General features: G+C 71.9%; 16 protein-coding genes and 1 pseudogene. 9 read left to right on the top strand and 8 right to left on the bottom strand.

What is annotated here, in order from left to right:
* Window positions 1-64: 64 nt before the first annotated feature.
* From ACIP98_RS04865 to ilvA, 3 genes are all read right to left on the bottom strand, one after another.
* A complete protein-coding gene (locus ACIP98_RS04865; protein ID WP_319658712.1) occupies window positions 65-922 on the bottom strand; it encodes an ABC transporter permease in 858 nt (285 codons plus the stop codon).
* Window positions 919-1,881 (bottom strand): ATP-binding cassette domain-containing protein, encoded by a 963-nt coding sequence (locus ACIP98_RS04860; protein WP_319658711.1) that lies wholly within the window; start codon window positions 1,879-1,881, stop codon window positions 919-921. Before ACIP98_RS04860 ends, ACIP98_RS04865 begins: the two co-directional genes overlap by 4 nt.
* A gap of 246 nt (window positions 1,882-2,127) precedes the next feature.
* Window positions 2,128-3,288, bottom strand: a complete 1,161-nt coding sequence (gene ilvA / locus ACIP98_RS04855; RefSeq protein ID WP_319658824.1) for a threonine ammonia-lyase — start codon at window positions 3,286-3,288, stop codon at window positions 2,128-2,130.
* A 232-nt stretch (window positions 3,289-3,520) separates the two neighbouring features.
* Between ilvA and ACIP98_RS04850 the strand changes: the two genes are divergently transcribed.
* From ACIP98_RS04850 to ACIP98_RS04840, 3 genes are read left to right on the top strand one after another with little or no spacing between them, the layout of a single operon-like run.
* Entirely contained in the window at window positions 3,521-4,012 is a 492-nt protein-coding gene (locus tag ACIP98_RS04850; protein WP_319658710.1) for a MarR family transcriptional regulator, read from the top strand.
* A gap of 32 nt (window positions 4,013-4,044) precedes the next feature.
* The gene (locus ACIP98_RS04845; RefSeq protein ID WP_319658709.1) at window positions 4,045-4,509 is read left to right on the top strand and encodes a sigma factor-like helix-turn-helix DNA-binding protein; all 465 of its coding nucleotides are present in this window, start codon (window positions 4,045-4,047) and stop codon (window positions 4,507-4,509) included.
* Window positions 4,506-4,751, top strand: a complete 246-nt coding sequence (locus tag ACIP98_RS04840) for a hypothetical protein (RefSeq protein WP_319658708.1) — start codon at window positions 4,506-4,508, stop codon at window positions 4,749-4,751. The genes ACIP98_RS04845 and ACIP98_RS04840 overlap by 4 nt, the downstream gene beginning before the upstream one ends.
* Window positions 4,752-4,785: 34 nt before the next feature.
* Here the strand turns inward: ACIP98_RS04840 and ACIP98_RS04835 are convergent, their stop codons facing one another.
* Window positions 4,786-5,937, bottom strand: coding sequence for a cystathionine gamma-synthase (locus tag ACIP98_RS04835; RefSeq protein WP_401973756.1), 1,152 nt, complete (start codon window positions 5,935-5,937; stop codon window positions 4,786-4,788).
* A gap of 67 nt (window positions 5,938-6,004) precedes the next feature.
* Between ACIP98_RS04835 and ACIP98_RS04830 the strand changes: the two genes are divergently transcribed.
* Window positions 6,005-7,045, top strand: a complete 1,041-nt coding sequence (locus ACIP98_RS04830) for a hypothetical protein (RefSeq protein ID WP_319658706.1) — start codon at window positions 6,005-6,007, stop codon at window positions 7,043-7,045.
* Entirely contained in the window at window positions 7,042-7,710 is a 669-nt protein-coding gene (gene msrA / locus ACIP98_RS04825) for a peptide-methionine (S)-S-oxide reductase MsrA (protein ID WP_319658705.1), read from the top strand. The genes ACIP98_RS04830 and msrA overlap by 4 nt, the downstream gene beginning before the upstream one ends.
* A gap of 85 nt (window positions 7,711-7,795) precedes the next feature.
* Here the strand turns inward: msrA and ACIP98_RS04820 are convergent.
* Window positions 7,796-8,017 (bottom strand): annotated as a pseudogene (locus tag ACIP98_RS04820) (hypothetical protein); the annotation flags it as partial.
* A 161-nt stretch (window positions 8,018-8,178) separates the two neighbouring features.
* Here ACIP98_RS04820 and ACIP98_RS04815 point away from each other — a divergent pair.
* A complete protein-coding gene (locus tag ACIP98_RS04815) occupies window positions 8,179-8,532 on the top strand; it encodes a DUF6247 family protein (protein ID WP_319658823.1) in 354 nt (117 codons plus the stop codon).
* Between the two features lie 95 nt (window positions 8,533-8,627).
* Window positions 8,628-8,798, top strand: coding sequence for a hypothetical protein (locus ACIP98_RS04810; protein WP_401973754.1), 171 nt, complete (start codon window positions 8,628-8,630; stop codon window positions 8,796-8,798).
* 27 nt (window positions 8,799-8,825) lie between these two features.
* Here ACIP98_RS04810 and ACIP98_RS04805 read toward each other — a convergent pair whose 3' ends face one another.
* Window positions 8,826-9,842, bottom strand: a complete 1,017-nt coding sequence (locus ACIP98_RS04805) for a LacI family DNA-binding transcriptional regulator (protein WP_401973752.1) — start codon at window positions 9,840-9,842, stop codon at window positions 8,826-8,828.
* A 318-nt stretch (window positions 9,843-10,160) separates the two neighbouring features.
* Here ACIP98_RS04805 and ACIP98_RS04800 point away from each other — a divergent pair, with 318 nt between their 5' ends.
* Window positions 10,161-13,520, top strand: coding sequence for a S8 family peptidase (locus ACIP98_RS04800; RefSeq protein ID WP_401973750.1), 3,360 nt, complete (start codon window positions 10,161-10,163; stop codon window positions 13,518-13,520).
* A gap of 189 nt (window positions 13,521-13,709) precedes the next feature.
* Window positions 13,710-14,654: a D-alanyl-D-alanine carboxypeptidase family protein gene (locus tag ACIP98_RS04795; protein WP_401973748.1), complete on the top strand. Its 945-nt coding sequence runs from the start codon at window positions 13,710-13,712 to the stop codon at window positions 14,652-14,654.
* Between the two features lie 105 nt (window positions 14,655-14,759).
* Here the strand turns inward: ACIP98_RS04795 and ACIP98_RS04790 are convergent, their stop codons facing one another.
* Both ACIP98_RS04790 and ACIP98_RS04785 read right to left on the bottom strand, forming a co-directional pair.
* Window positions 14,760-15,446 (bottom strand): ABC transporter ATP-binding protein, encoded by a 687-nt coding sequence (locus ACIP98_RS04790; protein ID WP_319658699.1) that lies wholly within the window; start codon window positions 15,444-15,446, stop codon window positions 14,760-14,762.
* A gap of 99 nt (window positions 15,447-15,545) precedes the next feature.
* Entirely contained in the window at window positions 15,546-17,015 is a 1,470-nt protein-coding gene (locus ACIP98_RS04785) for an ABC transporter permease (protein WP_319658698.1), read from the bottom strand.
* Window positions 17,016-17,317 lie beyond the last annotated feature (302 nt).

Raw genomic sequence — 17,317 nt, 5'->3', positions numbered from 1 at the left:
CTGCCCACGGACACAACGGAGCCCCCGGCCACGACGGCCGGGGGCTCCTCGTGCGTCCGCGTCCTTACGCGGTCGCGGAGCGGTACTTGCGCACGGCCAGGGTCCGGAAGACCACGATGATCACGACCGACCAGATCACCGAGGCCAGCGCGGGGTGCTGCATCGGCCAGACGTCCGCCGCCTGGTAGCCCTCCGGGAGGTTGCCGAACAGCTCACGGCAGGCCAGCACGGTGGAGCTGAAGGGGTTCCACTCGGCGATGTGCCGCAGCCACGGGGTCATCTGGTTGGAGTCCACGAAGGCGTTGGAGATGAACGTCAGCGGGAACAGCCAGATCAGGCCGCCGGAGGTGGCCGCCTCGGGGGTGCGGACCGACAGGCCGATCAGGGCACCGATCCAGGAGAACGCGTAGCCGAGCAGGAGCAGCAGCGCGAAGGCGCCGATCGCCTTGGGCAGGCCCTCGTGGATGCGCCAGCCGACGAGCAGCGCGACGATCGCGAGCACGACGACGGTCAGCGCCGTCTGCACCAGGTCCGCCAGGGTGCGGCCGGTGAGCACCGCGCCGCGGGCCATGGGCAGCGACCGGAAGCGGTCGATGAGGCCCTTGTGCATGTCGTCGGCGATGCCCGCGCCCGCACCGGCGGTCGCGAAGGTGACGGTCTGGGCGAAGATGCCCGCCATCAGGAACTCGCGGTAGACGGACGGGCTCGTGGAGCCGCCGACGTTCATCGAGCCGCCGAAGACGTAGCTGAACAGCACCACAAACATGATCGGCTGGACGAGGCCGAAGATGACGACCTCGGGGATCCGCATCATGCGGATCAGGTTGCGCTGGGCGACCACCAGCGAGTCGCGCACGGACTGCACGAACGGGTTGGTGGGGCGCGGCTTGGCGGTGGGCACCGCGTCGGTCGCCGTGGTCACTGGGACTCCTCTTCCTTCTCCTCGGCGGCGTGGCCGGTGAGCGACATGAAGACATCGTCGAGCGTGGGGCGGCGCAGACCGATGTCGTCGATCTCGATGCCGCGGGTGTCCAGTTCGCGGATGACCTCCGCGAGCAGCTTCGCGCCGCCGGTGACCGGCACGGTGATCCGGCGGGTGTGGTTGTCGAGGGTCGTGTCGCCCTTGCCGAACCCCCGGAGCACCTCGGTGGCCGTGGCCAGGTGCTCGCGGTCGTGCACGACGACCTCGACGCGCTCGCCGCCGGTGCGCGCCTTGAGCTCGTCGGAGGTGCCGCGCGCGATGACCTTGCCGTGGTCGATCACGCAGATGTCGTGCGCGAGGTGGTCGGCCTCCTCCAGGTACTGCGTGGTGAGCAGCAGGGTGGTGCCGCCGGCCACGAGGTCCTGGATGACCTCCCACAGGGCCAGGCGGTTGCGCGGGTCGAGTCCGGTGGTCGGCTCGTCCATGAACATCACCGGCGGCCGGACGACCAGCGCGGCCGCCAGGTCGAGGCGGCGACGCATGCCGCCGGAGTAGGTCTTGGCCGTACGGTCGGCGGCCTCGGCGAGGTTGAAGCGCTCCAGCAGCTCGGTGGCCCGCGCCTTCGCGTCGCGCGCGGACATCTGGTAGAGCCGCCCCACCATCTGCAGGTTCTCGCGGCCGGTCAGGTACTCGTCGACGGCGGCGAACTGCCCGGACAGGCCGATCTGCCGGCGCACCTCGTTGGGGTGCTTGAGCACGTCGATCCCGGCGACGACGGCCTTGCCGCTGTCCGGCTGCAGCAGGGTGGTCAGGACGCGGACGGCGGTGGTCTTCCCGGCTCCGTTCGGGCCCAGCAGACCCAGGACGGTGCCTTCGGGGACGTCGAGGTCCACTCCGTCCAGTGCCCGTACGTCGCCGAAGGTCTTCACCAGACCTTCGGCGTGGATGGCGCCTGGCATGCGTTGTCTCCCCTTCAGGGCGTGAGTGAGATGTGGGGGATGAACGGGCGTGCGGCCGGAGCGGCGGCACACGTCGATACATCGCGAGCATCCCAGACGCGATATATCGCGTCAACCGGTTTTTTGCGCGGCTCCCTCTCCCGCGTTCCACCGCGTCCGCAACACCTGCGTCCAGCCTGCCGCACGCCACTGACAATCGGGCCCGGCTTTTCCGGCCCCGCGCAGGCGAGGGCACGGACGCGCAGGTCAGAGCAGCACGTACCCCGCGGACCGCAGTGCCGAGCCCACCGCCTCGCGGTGTTCGGGCCCGCGCGTCTCCAGCCGCAGCTCGACCTCGGCCTCGGTCAGCCCGAGCCGGGGGTCGGTACGGACGTGCGCGATGTCCAGCACATTGGCGTCGTTGGCCGACAGGATCCCCAGCAGTGCCGCCAGGGCGCCCGGCCGGTCCGTGAGCCGCAACCGGAACGACAGGTACCGGCCGGCCGCGGACATACCGTGCCGAAGGATGCGCTCCATGAGCAGCGGGTCGACGTTGCCGCCCGACAGCACGGCCACCACCGGCCCCTCGAACGCCTCCGGCCGGGCCAGCAGTGCCGCCACCGGGCTCGCCCCCGCCGGCTCGACGACCTGCTTGGCCCGCTCCAGGCAGAGCAGCAGCGCCCTGGACAGCTCGTCCTCGCTGACCGTGTGCACGTCGTCCAGCAGGTCCCGGATGATGCCGAACGGCACGTCCCCGGGACTGCCCACCTTGATGCCGTCCGCCATGGTCGCCACCGAGTCCAGCACCACCGGCCGCCCGGCCCGCAGCGACGGCGGGTACGCGGCCGCCCCCTCCGCCTGCACGCCGATGACGCGGACGTCGGGGCGCACCGACTTCACCGCCAGGGCCACGCCCGCGGCGAGACCCCCGCCGCCGACACCGACCACGATCGTGCGGACCTCGGGGCACTGGTCCAGGATCTCCAGCCCCACCGTGCCCTGGCCCGCGATGATGTCGGGGTGGTCGAAGGGATGGATGAAGACGGCACCGGTCGCCTCCGCGTACCGGCGGGCGGCGTGCAGCGTCTCGTCCACCACCTGCCCCTCCATCCGCACCTGGGCCCCGTACTCGCGGGTCGCCGCGATCTTCGGCAGCGGGGCACCGACCGGCATGAAGACGGTGGAGCGCACCCCCAGCAGCGACGCCGCCAGCGCCACGCCCTGCGCGTGGTTGCCGGCGCTCGCGGCGACGACCCCGGCCGCCCGCTCCTCCGGCCGCAGCCCGGCGATCCGCACATAGGCGCCGCGCACCTTGAAGGAACCGGTGCGCTGCAGGTTCTCGCACTTGAGGTGGACGGGCGCGGACACCAGGCCGGAGAGGTAGCGGCTGCCTTCCATGGGTGTCGTCCGGGCGACCCCGGAGAGCATCTTGTGCGCACCGCGGACGTCGTCGATCGTGACCGGGTGCGAGGGGGGCGGGCCCGCCGGACGGCGCACGGGACGTACAGGACTTGCCGGGCTTTCCATGGTCCCCAGTCTTGCAGCCGGGCGTCCGGGGAGCCGGGACGGAGCAGTTTTCGCCGGTGGGGTCCCGGGGTGACGCTCTCCGCGTACTCTTCTCCCAACCTTCGCAGGACCGACAGAACGCGAGCTTCCGGCCATGCCCATTCCCTCGGAGACAACGACCGACCTCCTGGAGCGCCTGCAGCACCAGGTGGCACTCTTCGCCCGGCGCGCGGAGCAGACCCGTCTGGGTGGCGTCGGCAAGGCCCGCAACTCCATGGACCGGGCCGCATATCTGCTGCTCAACCGCCTGGACAACGAGGGGCCGATGGGCGTCAAGGCGCTCGCCGAGGGCATGGGCATCGACTCCTCGACCGTCACCCGGCAGGTCGCGCCGCTCGTCGACAGCGGTCTGGTCAAGCGCACCTCGCACCCCGAGGACGGGCGCGCGGTGGTCCTCGCGCTCTCCCCCCGGGGGCGCACGCGCCTCGAAGAGGTGCGCATCTCGCGCCGCGAGCTCATGTCGGTCGTGACGGAGGACTGGACCGGGCAGGAACGGGAGATCTTCACCGATCTCCTCGGCCGCTTCAACGCTGCGTTGGCGGATTATCACGCGGCGATGACCTCCGGGGACGAGCAGAGCTCTTGACCTGAGGTCACCGTCTGCCGTCCCATGGCGCTGTGGGAGAGCGCCGGGCGGCAGCGGAACGCCTGCGCGACGCCGAGTTCGCGGCGTTCGCGGCGGGTGCGGCAGGGCGTCTTCTGCACGCCGCCACGCTGCTCACCGGCGACGGCGACGAGGGCGCCGAGCTGCTGTTCGCCGCGCTGTCCCGGACGTACGCGGACTGGTTCCGGCTGCGCGGCGAGGACCCGTACGTCCACACCCGCGGTGAGATCGTCCGCCGCTTCACGCTCCGGCCCCGGTGGCGACGCCCGCGCGGCGGACCGCTCGGGACGCTGACCGTCCAGGAGCGGCTGGTGGTCGTCCTGCGGCTCTACGAGGGCATCGCGGAGGAGCAGACGGCCGCGCAGCTCGGCATGCCGGTCGACCGGGTGCGGGCGGTGTGCCTGCGGGCCGTGACCGTCCTGCGCGACGCGCGGCCCGCGGCCGAGCCCGCGCCCAGGGTGCCGGAGGCGGCCTCATGACCCCGTGGGACCGCAAGGAGGACGAGGTCCGCCGCATGCTGGACGGGCCGCACCCCGTCGTCCCGCTGGGCCTGGCCCCCCGGGCCGCCGAACAGGGCAGGCGCCTCCTGGCACGCCGCCGGGTCCTGCACGTGGTCCTGTGGGTGCTGCTGCTGGCGGGCCTGGCCGCCGCCTTGGTGGCGGCCGCGCTGTGGTGGCCGGACCCGCAGCCTTTGCAGCAGACGCCGCTGGTGTACTGGTAGCGGACGCCGCGGGAAACGCGGCGCCCGCGCCGCGTCACGCGAGGGCGTGCCGCAGGTCCTCCAGCAGGTCGTCGACGGACTCGATGCCCACCGACAGGCGCACCAGATCGGCCGGCACCTCCAGCGCCGAACCGGCGGCCGAGGCGTGCGTCATCCGGCCGGGGTGCTCGATCAGCGACTCCACGCCGCCGAGCGACTCCCCGAGGGTGAACAGCCGGGCCCGGTTGCAGACCTCGACCGCCGCCTCCTCGCCGCCCGCGACCCGGAACGAGACCATGCCGCCGAAGCGCTTCATCTGCTTGGCGGCGACGTCGTGCCCCGCGTGCTCGGCCAGGCCCGGGTAGAAGACCTGGGTGACCTTCGGGTGGGTGGACAGCAGGTCCGCGACCTTCTCCGCGTTGTCGCTGTGCCGGTCCATGCGCACCGCGAGGGTCTTGATGCCGCGCATGACCAGCCAGGCGTCGAAGGGGCCGGCCACCGCGCCCATCGCGTTCTGGTGGTACGCCAGTTCCTCGCCGAGACCCGCCTCGGCCGCGATCAGCGCGCCGCCGACCACGTCGGAGTGGCCGCCCATGTACTTGGTGGTGGAGTGCACGACCACGTCCGCGCCCAGCGCCAGCGGCTGCTGGAGGTAGGGGCTGGCGAAGGTGTTGTCGACCACGAGCCGGGCGTCCGCGCCGCGCGCGATGTCCGCCAGCACGGCGATGTCGGTGATGCCGAGCAGCGGGTTGCTGGGCGTCTCGACCCAGATGAGCCGGGTGGTGGGGCGGATCTCGGCCCGCACCGCCGCCGGGTCCGATGTGTCGGCGACCGACCACTGCACGCCCCAGCGCTCCACGACCTTGGCGAAGAGCCGGAAGGTGCCGCCGTAGGCGTCGTTCGGGATGACGACGTGGTCGCCGGGCTTCAGGACCGTGCGCAGCAGGCAGTCCTCGGCCGCCAGCCCCGACGCGAAGGCCAGGCCCCGCCGACCGCCCTCCAGCGCCGCGAGGTTCTCCTCCAGCGCGGTGCGGGTGGGATTGGCGCTGCGGCTGTACTCGTAGCCGCCGCGCAGCCCGCCGACGCCGTCCTGCTTGTACGTGGAGACCTGGTAGATCGGCGTCACGACGGCCCCGGTCTGGGCGTCGGCCGCCTGACCCGCGTGGATCGCGAGGGTCTCGAAGTTCTGGTGCTGCTGGTCGCTCATAGCGCCGAGCGTAGTGCGACCGACGGCTCGGGGGCGTGCCGGCCGGGCGCGCGTACGCTTGCTCATCATGGAATTCCTCTGGGTGCTGTACGGAGTGCTCCTGATCGCCGCCGTCGTGATGTGGCCCCGCCTGCGTCGCGGCCGCGCCGAGTGGGCCAGGGCGGCGGCGGACCCCGCCCTGTACGGGTTCGTGTCCCAGGACATGATCGACATCCGGCTGCCGGGGCCCGACCCCGAACTGACCCAGGCCCTCACCGCGACCCAGCGGACGCAGGACTGGCACGCGGTGTCCGCCCTGCTCAAGGGCACCCCGGTGGAGGGCGAGGCCCGCTGGCAGCGGGTCCAGACGCTGGCCGGGGCCGCCGCCGTGGAGCTGACGCGGGCGCCCGGCAAGGGCGGGGCGTGGCTGCGCACCTGGCGGGTGGAGGAACCCGAGGACCCGGGCGGCGCGGCCGTCCAGGCCGCTTTCCTGGTGCAGCAGGCGAGGCGCGCCCCGGCGAGCTCGCCCGACGTGCCGATGATCCTGGAGGAGGCCCGCACGGTCGCCGCGGAGGCCGTGCTGCTGGCCCCGGGCGACCCGGTCCCGTACATCGTGGACCTCGCCGCGGACGGCGACTTCACGGCCTCGTGGGAGAAGATCACCGCCCGCGCCCCGCACCACATGGGCGCGCACCTCGTCGCCCTGTCCCGGCTGCCCGAGGACGCCGCGCGCGACTTCGCCGAGCGCGCCGCCGCTTCCGGACCCGAGGGCAGCCTGCTGCCGGCGCTGCCGCTCTTCCAGGTCTTCGCGCACCTGCCCGAGCTCATCCTGACCAGCAGCTTCTACCAGAGCGAGGTCATCTCCCGGGCCGTCGGCGGCGCCCTCTACGCCACCGAGCACGCCTCCTCCAACGACCCGGTACTGCCCCTCGTGCGGCACCTGCTGATCTCGTTCCTGGTCCGGGCCGAGCGCTACCCCGAGGCGGTGGAACAGCTCCGCCACGTCGACGGCTTCGCGGGCGCGGCCCCCTGGTCGTACGCCGACGACCCGGCGGCCGCGTACGCCCTCTACCGCGCCCAGGCCATCGCCGGGCTTCAGCGCAACTCCGCCCCGGGCCCGGCCCGTTGACGGCGACGCCGTTCCCCCACCACGGGCTGCGCCTGCCCTCCGCCGGGGAGGCGCTGCCCGGCCGCGCCGCCCCGCTGCACACCGTGCCCGCGCGGCACCTCCTGCTGGGCACCCCGCTCGCCGGCCCCTACCCGGCGGGACTGGAGGTCGCCGACCTCGCCCTGGGCTGCTTCTGGGGCGCCGAGCGCACCTTCTGGCGCCTGCCCGGAGTGTGGACCACCCTCGTCGGCTACCAGGGCGGCCACACCGAGCACCCCGCCTACGAGGAGGTCTGCAGCGGTCTCACCGGGCACGCGGAGACCGTGCGCGTGGTCTTCGACCCCGCCCTCCTCCCCTACGACGGGATCCTGCGCGCCTTCTGGGAGGCCCACGACCCCACCCAGGGCTACCGCCAGGGCCACGACCACGGCACCCAGTACCGCTCCGCCCTGCGCACCCACTCCCCGCGCCAGCACGCCACCGCCCTCGCCTCCCGCGAGCGCTACGCCGCCGCCCTCCACGCCGCCGGCCACGGCCCCGTCACCACCGAGATCGCCCCCGCCGGCCCCTTCTACCCCGCCGAGGCCCGCCACCAGCAGTACCTCGCCCAGAACCCCGCGGGCTACTGCGGCATCGGCGGCACGGGCGTGGCCTGCCCGGCGGACCCGGCCGGGGCGGCACGGTGACCCCACGTCCTCTCGGGTGTCCGGGCTCCTCGGCGACGCCGCCGACTCCCGCACTGCTCCGTGTGCGACGAGCCGACCTGACCGGCGCGCCGTCGGTGTGCCCGGCCGGTCCGGCGCCGCCGACGACCCAGGCACCGGTGTCGGCTAGTTCCTCATCCGTGAAGGCGCCGCTCTCCTCCTGGTGCCGTCGTCACCGACAAGCCGGTGCCCGATCTGGCGGGGCACCGCCTCGGCCACGTAGCCGGAGACGCTGTCGGTGAACTTCCTCAGCTCGGCGACCCGCTCGGCGGGGCAGGGTGACGGTGATGCGTGTCGTGGCGGACGTCTGTCGGACGTACCGCGGTGTGCGTCACGGCGATTTTCTTCGGTGGGTGCCAGGAGGCCGAGGCTCACCCGATCGCGGGCCGGAGTCGGGCTTCCGCTGAGTAGGCTGGCGCGAGGGATCAGAATCAGCCCATGGGAGAACCGATGACCGCCTCCACCGCCGGGCAGCCCCTCATCCCTCGGCCCCCTGCCACCGTGACGGCGTTGCGTCAGGCGCTCGCGCAGATCGCGCCGGCGGCTCTGCCCGCCTTCACACGCGAACTCGACCAGGCGGCGGACCAGTCCCGCCAGGGATCGGACCTCGCTCCGCTGCGGCGGTTCATCGTCCAGTGGTCGGTGTACGTGCACATTCAGCGACACCCCCAGCTCGCGGCGGACCTGCGGCACTGGGAGGAGGTGGCGGAATCGGGTGACGCCGTCCAGGCCGGCAAGGCGGCGTCGGAGATCGGCCGTATCCTCGACACCGCCCATGCCGCCGTCGCGGTCCACCAGCGGTGAGCGAATGGCGTCGGGAGTACGACCCGGACCGCGCGCACGTCACCGGCGGCGTTCCCGGCTTCGTCGTCGCCGAAGTGGAGCGGTTGGCCGGGTAGTTGATCGAACTGGCCGATACGGGCGTCGATGTCCGCGACTTCGACAGCGGTCCGCGGCCCAGCGGTCTGCGCCACATGGACGCCGCAGGCGGCTGGTTCTACTTCCTGGTGGCCCCGCGGGCCCGGCTCCTGGTCGTGGTGAGGATCATGCCGCCGTTCGACGCCGCCTGAGGACGCACCCGGGACGATGACCCGGAACTACACCGCCACGGGCCCGCTGCTGTCGCGGACCGTCAGGCGGGGCTCGATGAGGTGGACACCCGGAGAGGGCGCGGCGGGGCCGCCGCCGAGTTTGGTCATGACGAGGTCGACGGCGCGGCGGCCCATCTCCTGCGCCGGAATGGCGACGGAGGTCAGGCGGGGTGCCGACTGGGTGGCGACCTGGTCGGGGCAGACGGCGACGACGGAGACGTCCTCGGGGACGGCGCGGCCCCGTTGGCGCAGGAAGGACAGGAGGGGGCCGATGGCGGCCTCGTTCTGGACGACGAGCGCGGTGGTGCCGGGCCGTTCGTCGAAGATGCGGGAGACCGTGCCGGCGGTGGACTCCCAACTGCCTTCGCAAGGGCGGTGTATGAGCCGTACGCCGCGTTCGGCGGAGCGGGTGCGCAGGCCCTGGAGGGTGCGCTCGGCGAAGCCGGTGTGCCGCTGGTAGACCGCGGCGGCCTCGCCGACGACGGCGACGTCGCGGTGGCCGAGATCGGCGAGGTGGTCGACGCAGAGCGCACCGGTGGCCTCGAAGTCGAGGTCGACGCAGGTCAGTCCGGCGGGGTCGGCGGGCAGGCCGACAAGGACGGCGGGCCGGTCGCCGTCGCGGAGCAACGGGATGCGCTCGTCGTGCATTTCGACGTCCATGAGGATCATCGCGTCGGCCAGCCCGCTCGCGGCGACCCGGCGCACCGCGGTCGGCCCCTCCTCGCCGGTGAGCAGCAGCACGTCGTGGCCGTGCTGCCGCGCGGTGGTGGCGACGGCGATGGCGATCTCCATCATGACGGGGACGTACATGTCTGTACGCAACGGCACCATCAGGGCGATGATGTTGGACCGGCTGCTGGCCAGCGCGCGGGCACCGGCGTGGGGGTGGTAGCCGAGTTGCTGGATGCTGCGTTCGACCCGGCGCCGTGTGGCCTCGGAGATGGACCGCTTGCCGCTCAGGACGTACGACACGGTGCTGGCGGAGACCCCGGCGTGCCGGGCGACCTCGGCGAGCGTGACCATCCGGCGACTCCCTCGGGTGTGCGGGCGGCGAATACAGTGAAGCACGCGCGGTGAAGCGCTTCGACAGAAGACCGTACCCAGCGCCAGGATTCCTGTCCAGAGAACCGTCGAAGCGCTTCAACGAACCCCCGCCGCCCATCGCACGAACGTATGGAGGACACTAGGCCGAATCTGACACGGTGTTTACCTGTGGGGCTCTGGAGACTCGGAGGACACCGGCGGATACTGAGCAGTAAGTAGGCGGGGGGGGCTTCGCCGGGGGGATCGCCGCGGGGGGAACATCGCGTGCGCGCGCCGGGGAAGCGGCTCCCGCGTGTCATGACACAGACACCAGGGGAGAAGTTGCACGCACAGTGGAGCAAGGCGCGCGCGTCAGCGCTCGCAGCGGGGGTCGCCGCGGTACTGACCGCGAGCGTCGTCCTGCCGGCCACCGCGGCGGGAACGCCGGGAGCACAGCCGTCGGCCGGCGCCGCCGGCGCCCGCGCGGCCGGCGGGCAGACGTGGATCACCCTGATCACCGGTGACCAGGTCGCCGTGAACGCCAAGGGCACGCCCGTCGCCGTGAAGCGCGCGAAGGGCCGCGAGGGCATACCGGTCCAGACCCGCCGGCAGAACGGCCACGTCTACGTCGTCCCGCAGGACGCGACGCAGCTCATCGCGCAGGGCCGCGTGGACCGCCGGCTCTTCGACGTGACCACCCTCAGCCGCGCGGAGTACCGCAAGGCGGCCGAGCGGCACGGCCTCGGGCTGATCGTCACGTACCGGGGCGGGGCGCCGGACGCCAGGTCCGAGCTGCACGCCGCCGAGGGCACGAAGGTGACGCACACCTTCTCGCGGCTGAACGGTGAGTCCGTCACCGCCCCGGAGAAGGACGCGGCCGACGTCTGGTCGGCGCTGACCAACGACAGAAACGGTTCGCCGTACGCCTCGGCCGAGTCCGGCCTGGGCACGGTCTGGCTGAACGCGATCCAGAAGGCCGCGCTCGACAAGAGCGTGCCGCAGATCGGCGCGCCGACCGCGTGGGCCGCCGGCTACGACGGCACGGGCATCAAGATCGCTGTCCTGGACACCGGAGTCGACACCCGCCACCCGGACCTGCCCGCGGGCACCAAGGTGGTGCAGGCCGTGAACTTCTCGGACTCCGACAACGCCACCGACCACTTCGGCCACGGCACTCACGTCGCCTCCATCGCGGCCGGTACCGGCGTGAAGTCGGGCGGCACGTACAAGGGCGTCGCCCCCGGCGCGCAGATCATCAGCGGCAAGGTGCTGGACGACGACGGCCTCGGTGACGACGCCGGCATCATCAAGGGCCTGGAGTGGGCCGCCGCGCAGGGCGCCAGGATCGTCAACCTGAGCCTCGGCGGCAGCGACACCCCGGGGGTCGACCCGATCGAGGCGACCGTCGACCGGCTGTCCGCCGGCCCCGGCGCCCCCCTGTTCGTCATCGCGGCGGGCAACGAGGGCGACGCGCCCTCCACCGTCGGTTCGCCCGGCAGCGCCGACGCCGCGCTGACCGTCGGAGCCGTCGACAAGAGCGACGCGCTCGCCGACTTCTCCTCGCGCGGTCCGCGCGTGGGCGACGGCGCGATCAAGCCCGATGTCACCGCCCCCGGCGTGGACATCACCGCGGCCGCGGCCAAGGGCAGTGTCATCGACACCGACCCGGAGGTCCCGCACCCCGCGGACGGCTACCTGACCATCTCCGGCACGTCCATGGCGACCCCGCACGTCACCGGCGCCGCGGCGATCCTCGCCCAGGAGCACCCGGACTGGACGGGCCAGCAGATCAAGGCGGTGTTGATCGGGTCCGCCGAGGACGGCGGCTACACCCCCTTCCAGCAGGGTTCCGGCCGGATCGACGTGGCCCGCGCGATCGGGCAGAGCGTCGTCGCCGAGCCGGCGTCGCTGAACTTCGGCACGGCGCTGTGGCCGCACAACGACGACCCCCGGCTGACCAGGACCGTCACCTACCGGAACTCCGGTCAGCAGGACGTCACCCTCGACCTGTCGCTCACCGGCCAGGGGCCGCGCGGCGGCGCCGCACCCGCGGGCTTCTTCACCCTGGACAAGCAGCAGGTGACCGTCCCCGCGGGCGGCGCCGCCGAGGCGACCGTGACCGTCGACTCCACCCTCGGCGGCACCGTCGACGGCGCCTACAGCGCCTATGTGGTGGCCACTGGAGGCGGCCAGAGCGTGCGCACCGCGGCGGCCGTGGTCCGTGAGGCCGAGTCGTACAACCTCACGATCAAGAACCTGGACCGCACCGGACACCCGGCCGCGACCTTCGACACGATGGTCACGAGCCTGGACGACTTCGACGTGGCCCCGGAACTCACCGCCGGCACCACCACGGTGCGGGTGCCCAAGGGCACCTACAGCGTGGACAGCATGATCATGAAGCTGAAGTCCGACGGCAAGACGCCGCAGAGCGCGGACTGGCTGACCCGCCCGGTGGTGAAGATCACCGGCGACACCACGCTGACCTTCGACGCCCGCGTCGCGAAGCCCTTCGTCTTCAAGCTGCCCGACTCGGCCGCCAAGCAGACCGATCTCTCCGTCGGCTACAGCCTGGACTACGGCGACAGCGGCAGCGGGCTGACCTTCAGCGCCGGCACGATGACCGACTTCCGCACCGCGCACATCGGTCCCTCCTTCACCTCGTCCCAGTTCCAGGCCGCGGTGACGGGCGTCTTCGAGCACGGCTCGAAGGTCTTCGACGTGGCCTACGGGCGGACCGCGTCCTTCTACACGGGCTTCACCAAGACGGTCGCGAGCGGCGACCTGGCCAGGATCAACACCACGGCCGGTGCCCCGGCACCGAAGAAGCTCGGCCTGCTGATCTCCGAACCGACGGTCAACGAGGCCTTCCTCGTGGTGGGCGGCCACGCCGTCAAGCTGCCGTACACCAGGACCGTGTACGTCAACGGCTCCGGTGTCACCTGGTCGCAGAGCTTCCTGCAGATCGACGCCACCGGGACTCCCGAGGCGGCCTGGTTCGTCGACGATCACCCCTACGCCAAGGGCAAGAGCTACAACCGCACCTGGAACGTCGGCGTCTTCGGCCCGAAGCTGGACTCCCAGTCGGGGCTGTTCCGCTCGGGGGACAGGATCTTCGGCTACGTGGGCGCCTTCGACGACGGAGCCGGCCACGACGGCGGCTCCCTCTACGACAAGGCCAGCACGACCCTCTACCGGAACGGCGCGAAGATCGGGACCGTGAACGGCATTCTCGACGAGGGCGTCTCGTTCACCGTCCCGGGCGGCAAGGCGGCCTACCGGCTCAGCAGCACGGTGATCCGCAGCAAGCCCGCCACCGTCAGTACCAGGATCACCACGACCTGGACGTTCACCTCCCAGCGCGCCGAGGCGAGGCTGCCCGCCTCCGTGGTCCGCTTCACCCCGGCGCTGAGCACGTCGAGCACCTCCTGGCCGGGCCTCATTAGGACCATCCCGGTCACCGTCCAGGGCTCGGCCGCAGGCTCCAACCTCAAGTCGCTGAAGGTGTACTGGTCCACCGACGGCGGCGCGCACTGGAAGGCGCTCACCGTCAAGAGCGGCAAGGTGACGCTGAAGAACCCCAAGGCCGGTACGGGCGTCTCGCTCAGGGCCCTGGTGACCGACAAGAAGGGCAACACGCTCGACGAGGCGATCTTCAACGCCTACCGCACGAAGTAGTCCGCGCGGGCCGACCGCCCGGGCAGGCGCGCCTTCGGGGTGGCCCGCCGGGAACGGATGTCTCCGTTCCCGGCGGGCCACCCGCGTCGTGTCCGCGTCGGGTCACAACTCCGGCCCTCCGTACGGGTGTTCGCCGGTCGGATGTCAGGATGTGCTGCCCGATCCCATCCATCGACCCATGGAGTTTCTTTGAGACTCGGCATCACGAGGACGCACCGGCTCGGCGCCGCACTCCTGGCCTCCAGTGCCCTCGTCGTGGCCGCCCCGGCGGTGGCCCCGGCCCAGGCGGCCACGGTCAAGGCCCCCTCGGTGACCGCCACCGGCGCCTTCCTGCTCGACAGCACGGCCAACAAGGCGCTGTGGAGCAAGGCCGCCGACACCAAGCGGCAGATGGCCAGCACCACCAAGGTGATGACGGCCGCCGTCGTCCTCGGCACCCCGCACCTGGACCTGAACAAGAAGATCACCATCAAGCAGGCCTACCGGGACTACGTCGTCCGCAACGGCGCCAGCACCGCCGACCTGAAAAAGGGCGACACGGTCACCGTCAAGCAGCTGCTCTACGCACTCATGCTGCCCTCGGGCTGCGACGCCGCCATGGCGCTCGCCGACACGTACGGCACCGGCAGCACCGTCTCGGCCCGCACCAGCTCGTTCATCAAGAAGATGAACAGCACGGCCGCGGCGCTGAAGATGAAGAACACCAAGTACGACTCGTTCGACGGCATATCCTCGGCCGGCAGCAACTACACCACCCCGCGCGACGCGGCCGTCCTGGCCCGCAAGGCCATGTCGTACGCCAACTTCCGCGATGTCGTGAAGACCGCCAAGTCGGTGCAGAAGGCCACCAACGGCCGTACGTACACCTGGTACAACACCAACAAGCTGCTCGGTGCCTACAGCGGCGCGGTCGGCGTCAAGACCGGCACGGGCACCTCGGCCGGCCCCTGCCTGATCTTCGCCGCCACCCGCAACGGCCGCACCATCGTCGGCGTGCTGCTCCACAGCTCCACCGGCGACAACCGCTTCGCCGACGCCACCAAGATGCTCAACTACGCCTTCGGCACGAGCAGCAAGTCCGCTGCCGGCACGCTGAGGCTGCGTTCGCTCCCGGCCGGCGCTCAGCGCGACTGACCCGGAAGCATCCCCCGAAACCGAGGAATCCCCGGGGCCCGCCGATGCGGGCCCCGGGGATTCCTCATTGCCCCGCGGGACGGACGGGACGGGTGGGGCGGGTTGTCAGGCCGCGGGCGTGCGGTCGGAGACGGTGACCTGGCCCCGCTTGATGGTGGCGACTCGGGTCGCCCGACGGGCGATGGCGGAGTCGTGGGTGACCATGACGAAGGTCAGTCCGTACTCCTTCCACAGGCCCTCCAGGAGGGCGAGGATCTCGTCGCGGGTGCCCTCGTCCAGAGCGCCGGTCGGCTCGTCGGCGAGCAGCACCTTGGGCTTCTTCACCAGCGCGCGGGCGATGGCCACGCGCTGCTGCTGGCCGCCGGACAGCTCGCCCGGGAGGTGGTGCAGGCGGTCGCCGAGGCCCACGGAGTCCAGCGCCTCGGCGGCGCGGGCACGGCGCGCGGCGGCCTTGACGCCGAGCGGGACGAGCGCGGTCTCGACGTTCTCCTGCGCGGTGAGCGTGGGGATCAGGTTGAAGCTCTGGAAGATGATGCCGATGCTCTCGGAGCGGACCTTGGTCAGCCGGCTCTCGCTGAGCCGGGCGAGGTCGACGCCGTCGAGCTCCACCGAGCCCGAGGTCGGTTTGTCGAGGCCGCCGAGCATCTGCAGCAGGGTGGACTTGCCGCCGCCGGTGGGGCCCTTGATGACCAGTTGGTCGCCGTCCTCGATGACGAGGTCCACGCCGCGCAGCGCGTCCACGACGTCCTTGCCGCGCGAGTAGCGCTTGGTCACGCCGCTCAGCTTGTACATGAGATGACTCCTGAAGCCTGGGAGGAGAAGGGGTGGGAGCCGCGCCCCGCCAGGGGGAAGGTCCGGGGCGCGGCACCCGTCTCGGGGAGGGAGGCGCGGTTACTCGACGCGGCGCAGGGCGTCGGCGGGACGCAGCCGGGAGGCGCGCCAGCCGCCGAAGGTGCCCGCGATCAGACCGCCGGCGACCGCCAGCACCACCGCGACGACGATGGTGTTGACGCTGACCGGGGCCTCGAGTGCGATCTTGAGAACGTTGGACGCGGCCTGCCGGGCCGGACCGCCCTGCCCGCCGCCGAAACCGCCGCCGCCGAAGCCGCCACCACCGGAACCGCCACCGCCGGTGCGGCCGACGGACGCCTCCAGGGTCGGGCTGATCTCGGTGATGAGGTAGGCGCAGCCGAGGCCGAGCGCGATGCCGAGGACACCGCCGATGAGGCCGTTGACCAGGGCCTCGCCCATCACCTGGCGGGTCACCCGGCCGCTCTTCCAGCCCAGCGCCTTGAGGGTGCCGAACTCCCGCACCCTGCGGTTGACCGCGGAGGACGTCAGCAGCCCGGCCACCAGGAACGCGGCGATCAGGACCGCGATCGACAGCCACCTGCCCACGTTCGTCGCCAGGTCGGAGGCCGTGGACAGCGAACCCGACACCGTGGACGCCAGGTCCGAGGAGGTCGTCACCGTCGTGCCGGAGATGTTCTTCTGGATGGCCGACTTGACCGAGTCGATCTTCTGCGAGTCGGTGGCCGACACGTAGACCGTGGTGACCTTGTCCTTGGAGTCCGACAGCGTCTGGGCCTGCTGGAGCGGGATGTAGACGTTCGCGCCGGAGGATCCGCTGTCCGCGGTCGCGATGCCGATCACCGAGAACGTGGTGCCCGAGATGGTGAGCGTCTTGCCCACCGACAGCTTCTTCTGCTTCGCGTACGCGCTGTCCAGGACGGCGACCTTGGCGTCGGTCTGCGAGCTGGTGAAGGTCTTCCCGGAGGTGATCTTCGAGGAGGTCAGCGGGCCGAGGTCCATGTGCGCCACGTCGGTGCCGAAGAGCGTGAAGTTGTCGATGCCGAAGTTGGCGCCGCCGCCGCGCACGGTGCCGCGCGGCTGCTGGCTGCCGCCCCCGCGGCCGAAGCCGCCCCCGCCGCTGTTCGGGTCCTGCTGGAAGGTGCCGCGCTGGAACTGGCCGTTGATCTTGATGACCACCAGGCTGAGGCCGCCGACGGCCTGCTTGACGCCGCTCTGCCCCGCGACGTCGCTCACCACCGAGGACTTCAGCGTGGTGAAGCCCTGGACCACGACGCGGTCGCTGCTCTGTTCCTTGTCGTCGCCGCGCGCGTTGAACTGGAAGCGCGGACGCTCCGCGCCCGCCGAGGACGGATCGGCGGCCTTGGTGACGGTCATGTCCGTGCCGAGGCCGTAGAGCGACTGGAGCACCTTGCCCTGGGCCTGGGTCATGCCCGCGGACACCGAGTTGACGGTGATGACCAGCGCGATACCGAGTGCGAGGCCCATCGCGATGACAAGCGCCGCTTTTCTGCGGCGACGGAGTTCGCGCCGGAGATACGTGAAGAACATGCGATTCCTCGCCGAGTTCGGAAGCCGGGGAGCGGGAGGGAGGACCGGCCTCCCTTCCGCTGACGCGACGGTAGGAATCAGCTGTGATGACAGCGTGAGGTGGGGATGAGAGGGCGATGAGAAACCCGGTCGCCCCCCGCCACGCTCTCCGCACCCCGCCGGCCGTTCCGTTCCGGGCCCGCGCGGCCGCCTCGCGCCGGGCACGGCCGCCCCACGGCGGGCGAACGACGGCCGGACGCGGCGGGGTTGCCGGTGGCGGTCGTCCGGCCCGCCTCGACCGTCGCCTGCCGCGGGGCCCACCG

The organism is Streptomyces sp. NPDC088354 (genome assembly GCF_044753585.1).
In the GTDB taxonomy this organism is placed as follows: Bacteria; Actinomycetota; Actinomycetes; order Streptomycetales; family Streptomycetaceae; genus Actinacidiphila.
This window is presented reverse-complemented; position numbering and strand designations above follow the sequence as displayed.

What these genes read in the sequence shown, in the direction of transcription:
- ACIP98_RS04860 (WP_319658711.1), bottom strand. Translation starts at nt 1,881, where the DNA reads ATGCCAGGCGCCATCCACGCCGAAGGTCTGGTGAAGACCTTCGGCGAC.
- ilvA (WP_319658824.1), bottom strand. Translation starts at nt 3,288, where the DNA reads ATGCTCTCCGGGGTCGCCCGGACGACACCCATGGAAGGCAGCCGCTAC.
- ACIP98_RS04850 (WP_319658710.1), top strand. Translation starts at nt 3,521, where the DNA reads ATGCCCATTCCCTCGGAGACAACGACCGACCTCCTGGAGCGCCTGCAG.
- ACIP98_RS04840 (WP_319658708.1), top strand. Translation starts at nt 4,506, where the DNA reads ATGACCCCGTGGGACCGCAAGGAGGACGAGGTCCGCCGCATGCTGGAC.
- ACIP98_RS04835 (WP_401973756.1), bottom strand. Translation starts at nt 5,937, where the DNA reads ATGAGCGACCAGCAGCACCAGAACTTCGAGACCCTCGCGATCCACGCG.
- ACIP98_RS04830 (WP_319658706.1), top strand. Translation starts at nt 6,005, where the DNA reads ATGGAATTCCTCTGGGTGCTGTACGGAGTGCTCCTGATCGCCGCCGTC.
- ACIP98_RS04815 (WP_319658823.1), top strand. Translation starts at nt 8,179, where the DNA reads ATGACCGCCTCCACCGCCGGGCAGCCCCTCATCCCTCGGCCCCCTGCC.
- ACIP98_RS04805 (WP_401973752.1), bottom strand. Translation starts at nt 9,842, where the DNA reads ATGGTCACGCTCGCCGAGGTCGCCCGGCACGCCGGGGTCTCCGCCAGC.
- ACIP98_RS04800 (WP_401973750.1), top strand. Translation starts at nt 10,161, where the DNA reads ATGACACAGACACCAGGGGAGAAGTTGCACGCACAGTGGAGCAAGGCG.
- ACIP98_RS04790 (WP_319658699.1), bottom strand. Translation starts at nt 15,446, where the DNA reads ATGTACAAGCTGAGCGGCGTGACCAAGCGCTACTCGCGCGGCAAGGAC.
- ACIP98_RS04785 (WP_319658698.1), bottom strand. Translation starts at nt 17,015, where the DNA reads ATGTTCTTCACGTATCTCCGGCGCGAACTCCGTCGCCGCAGAAAAGCG.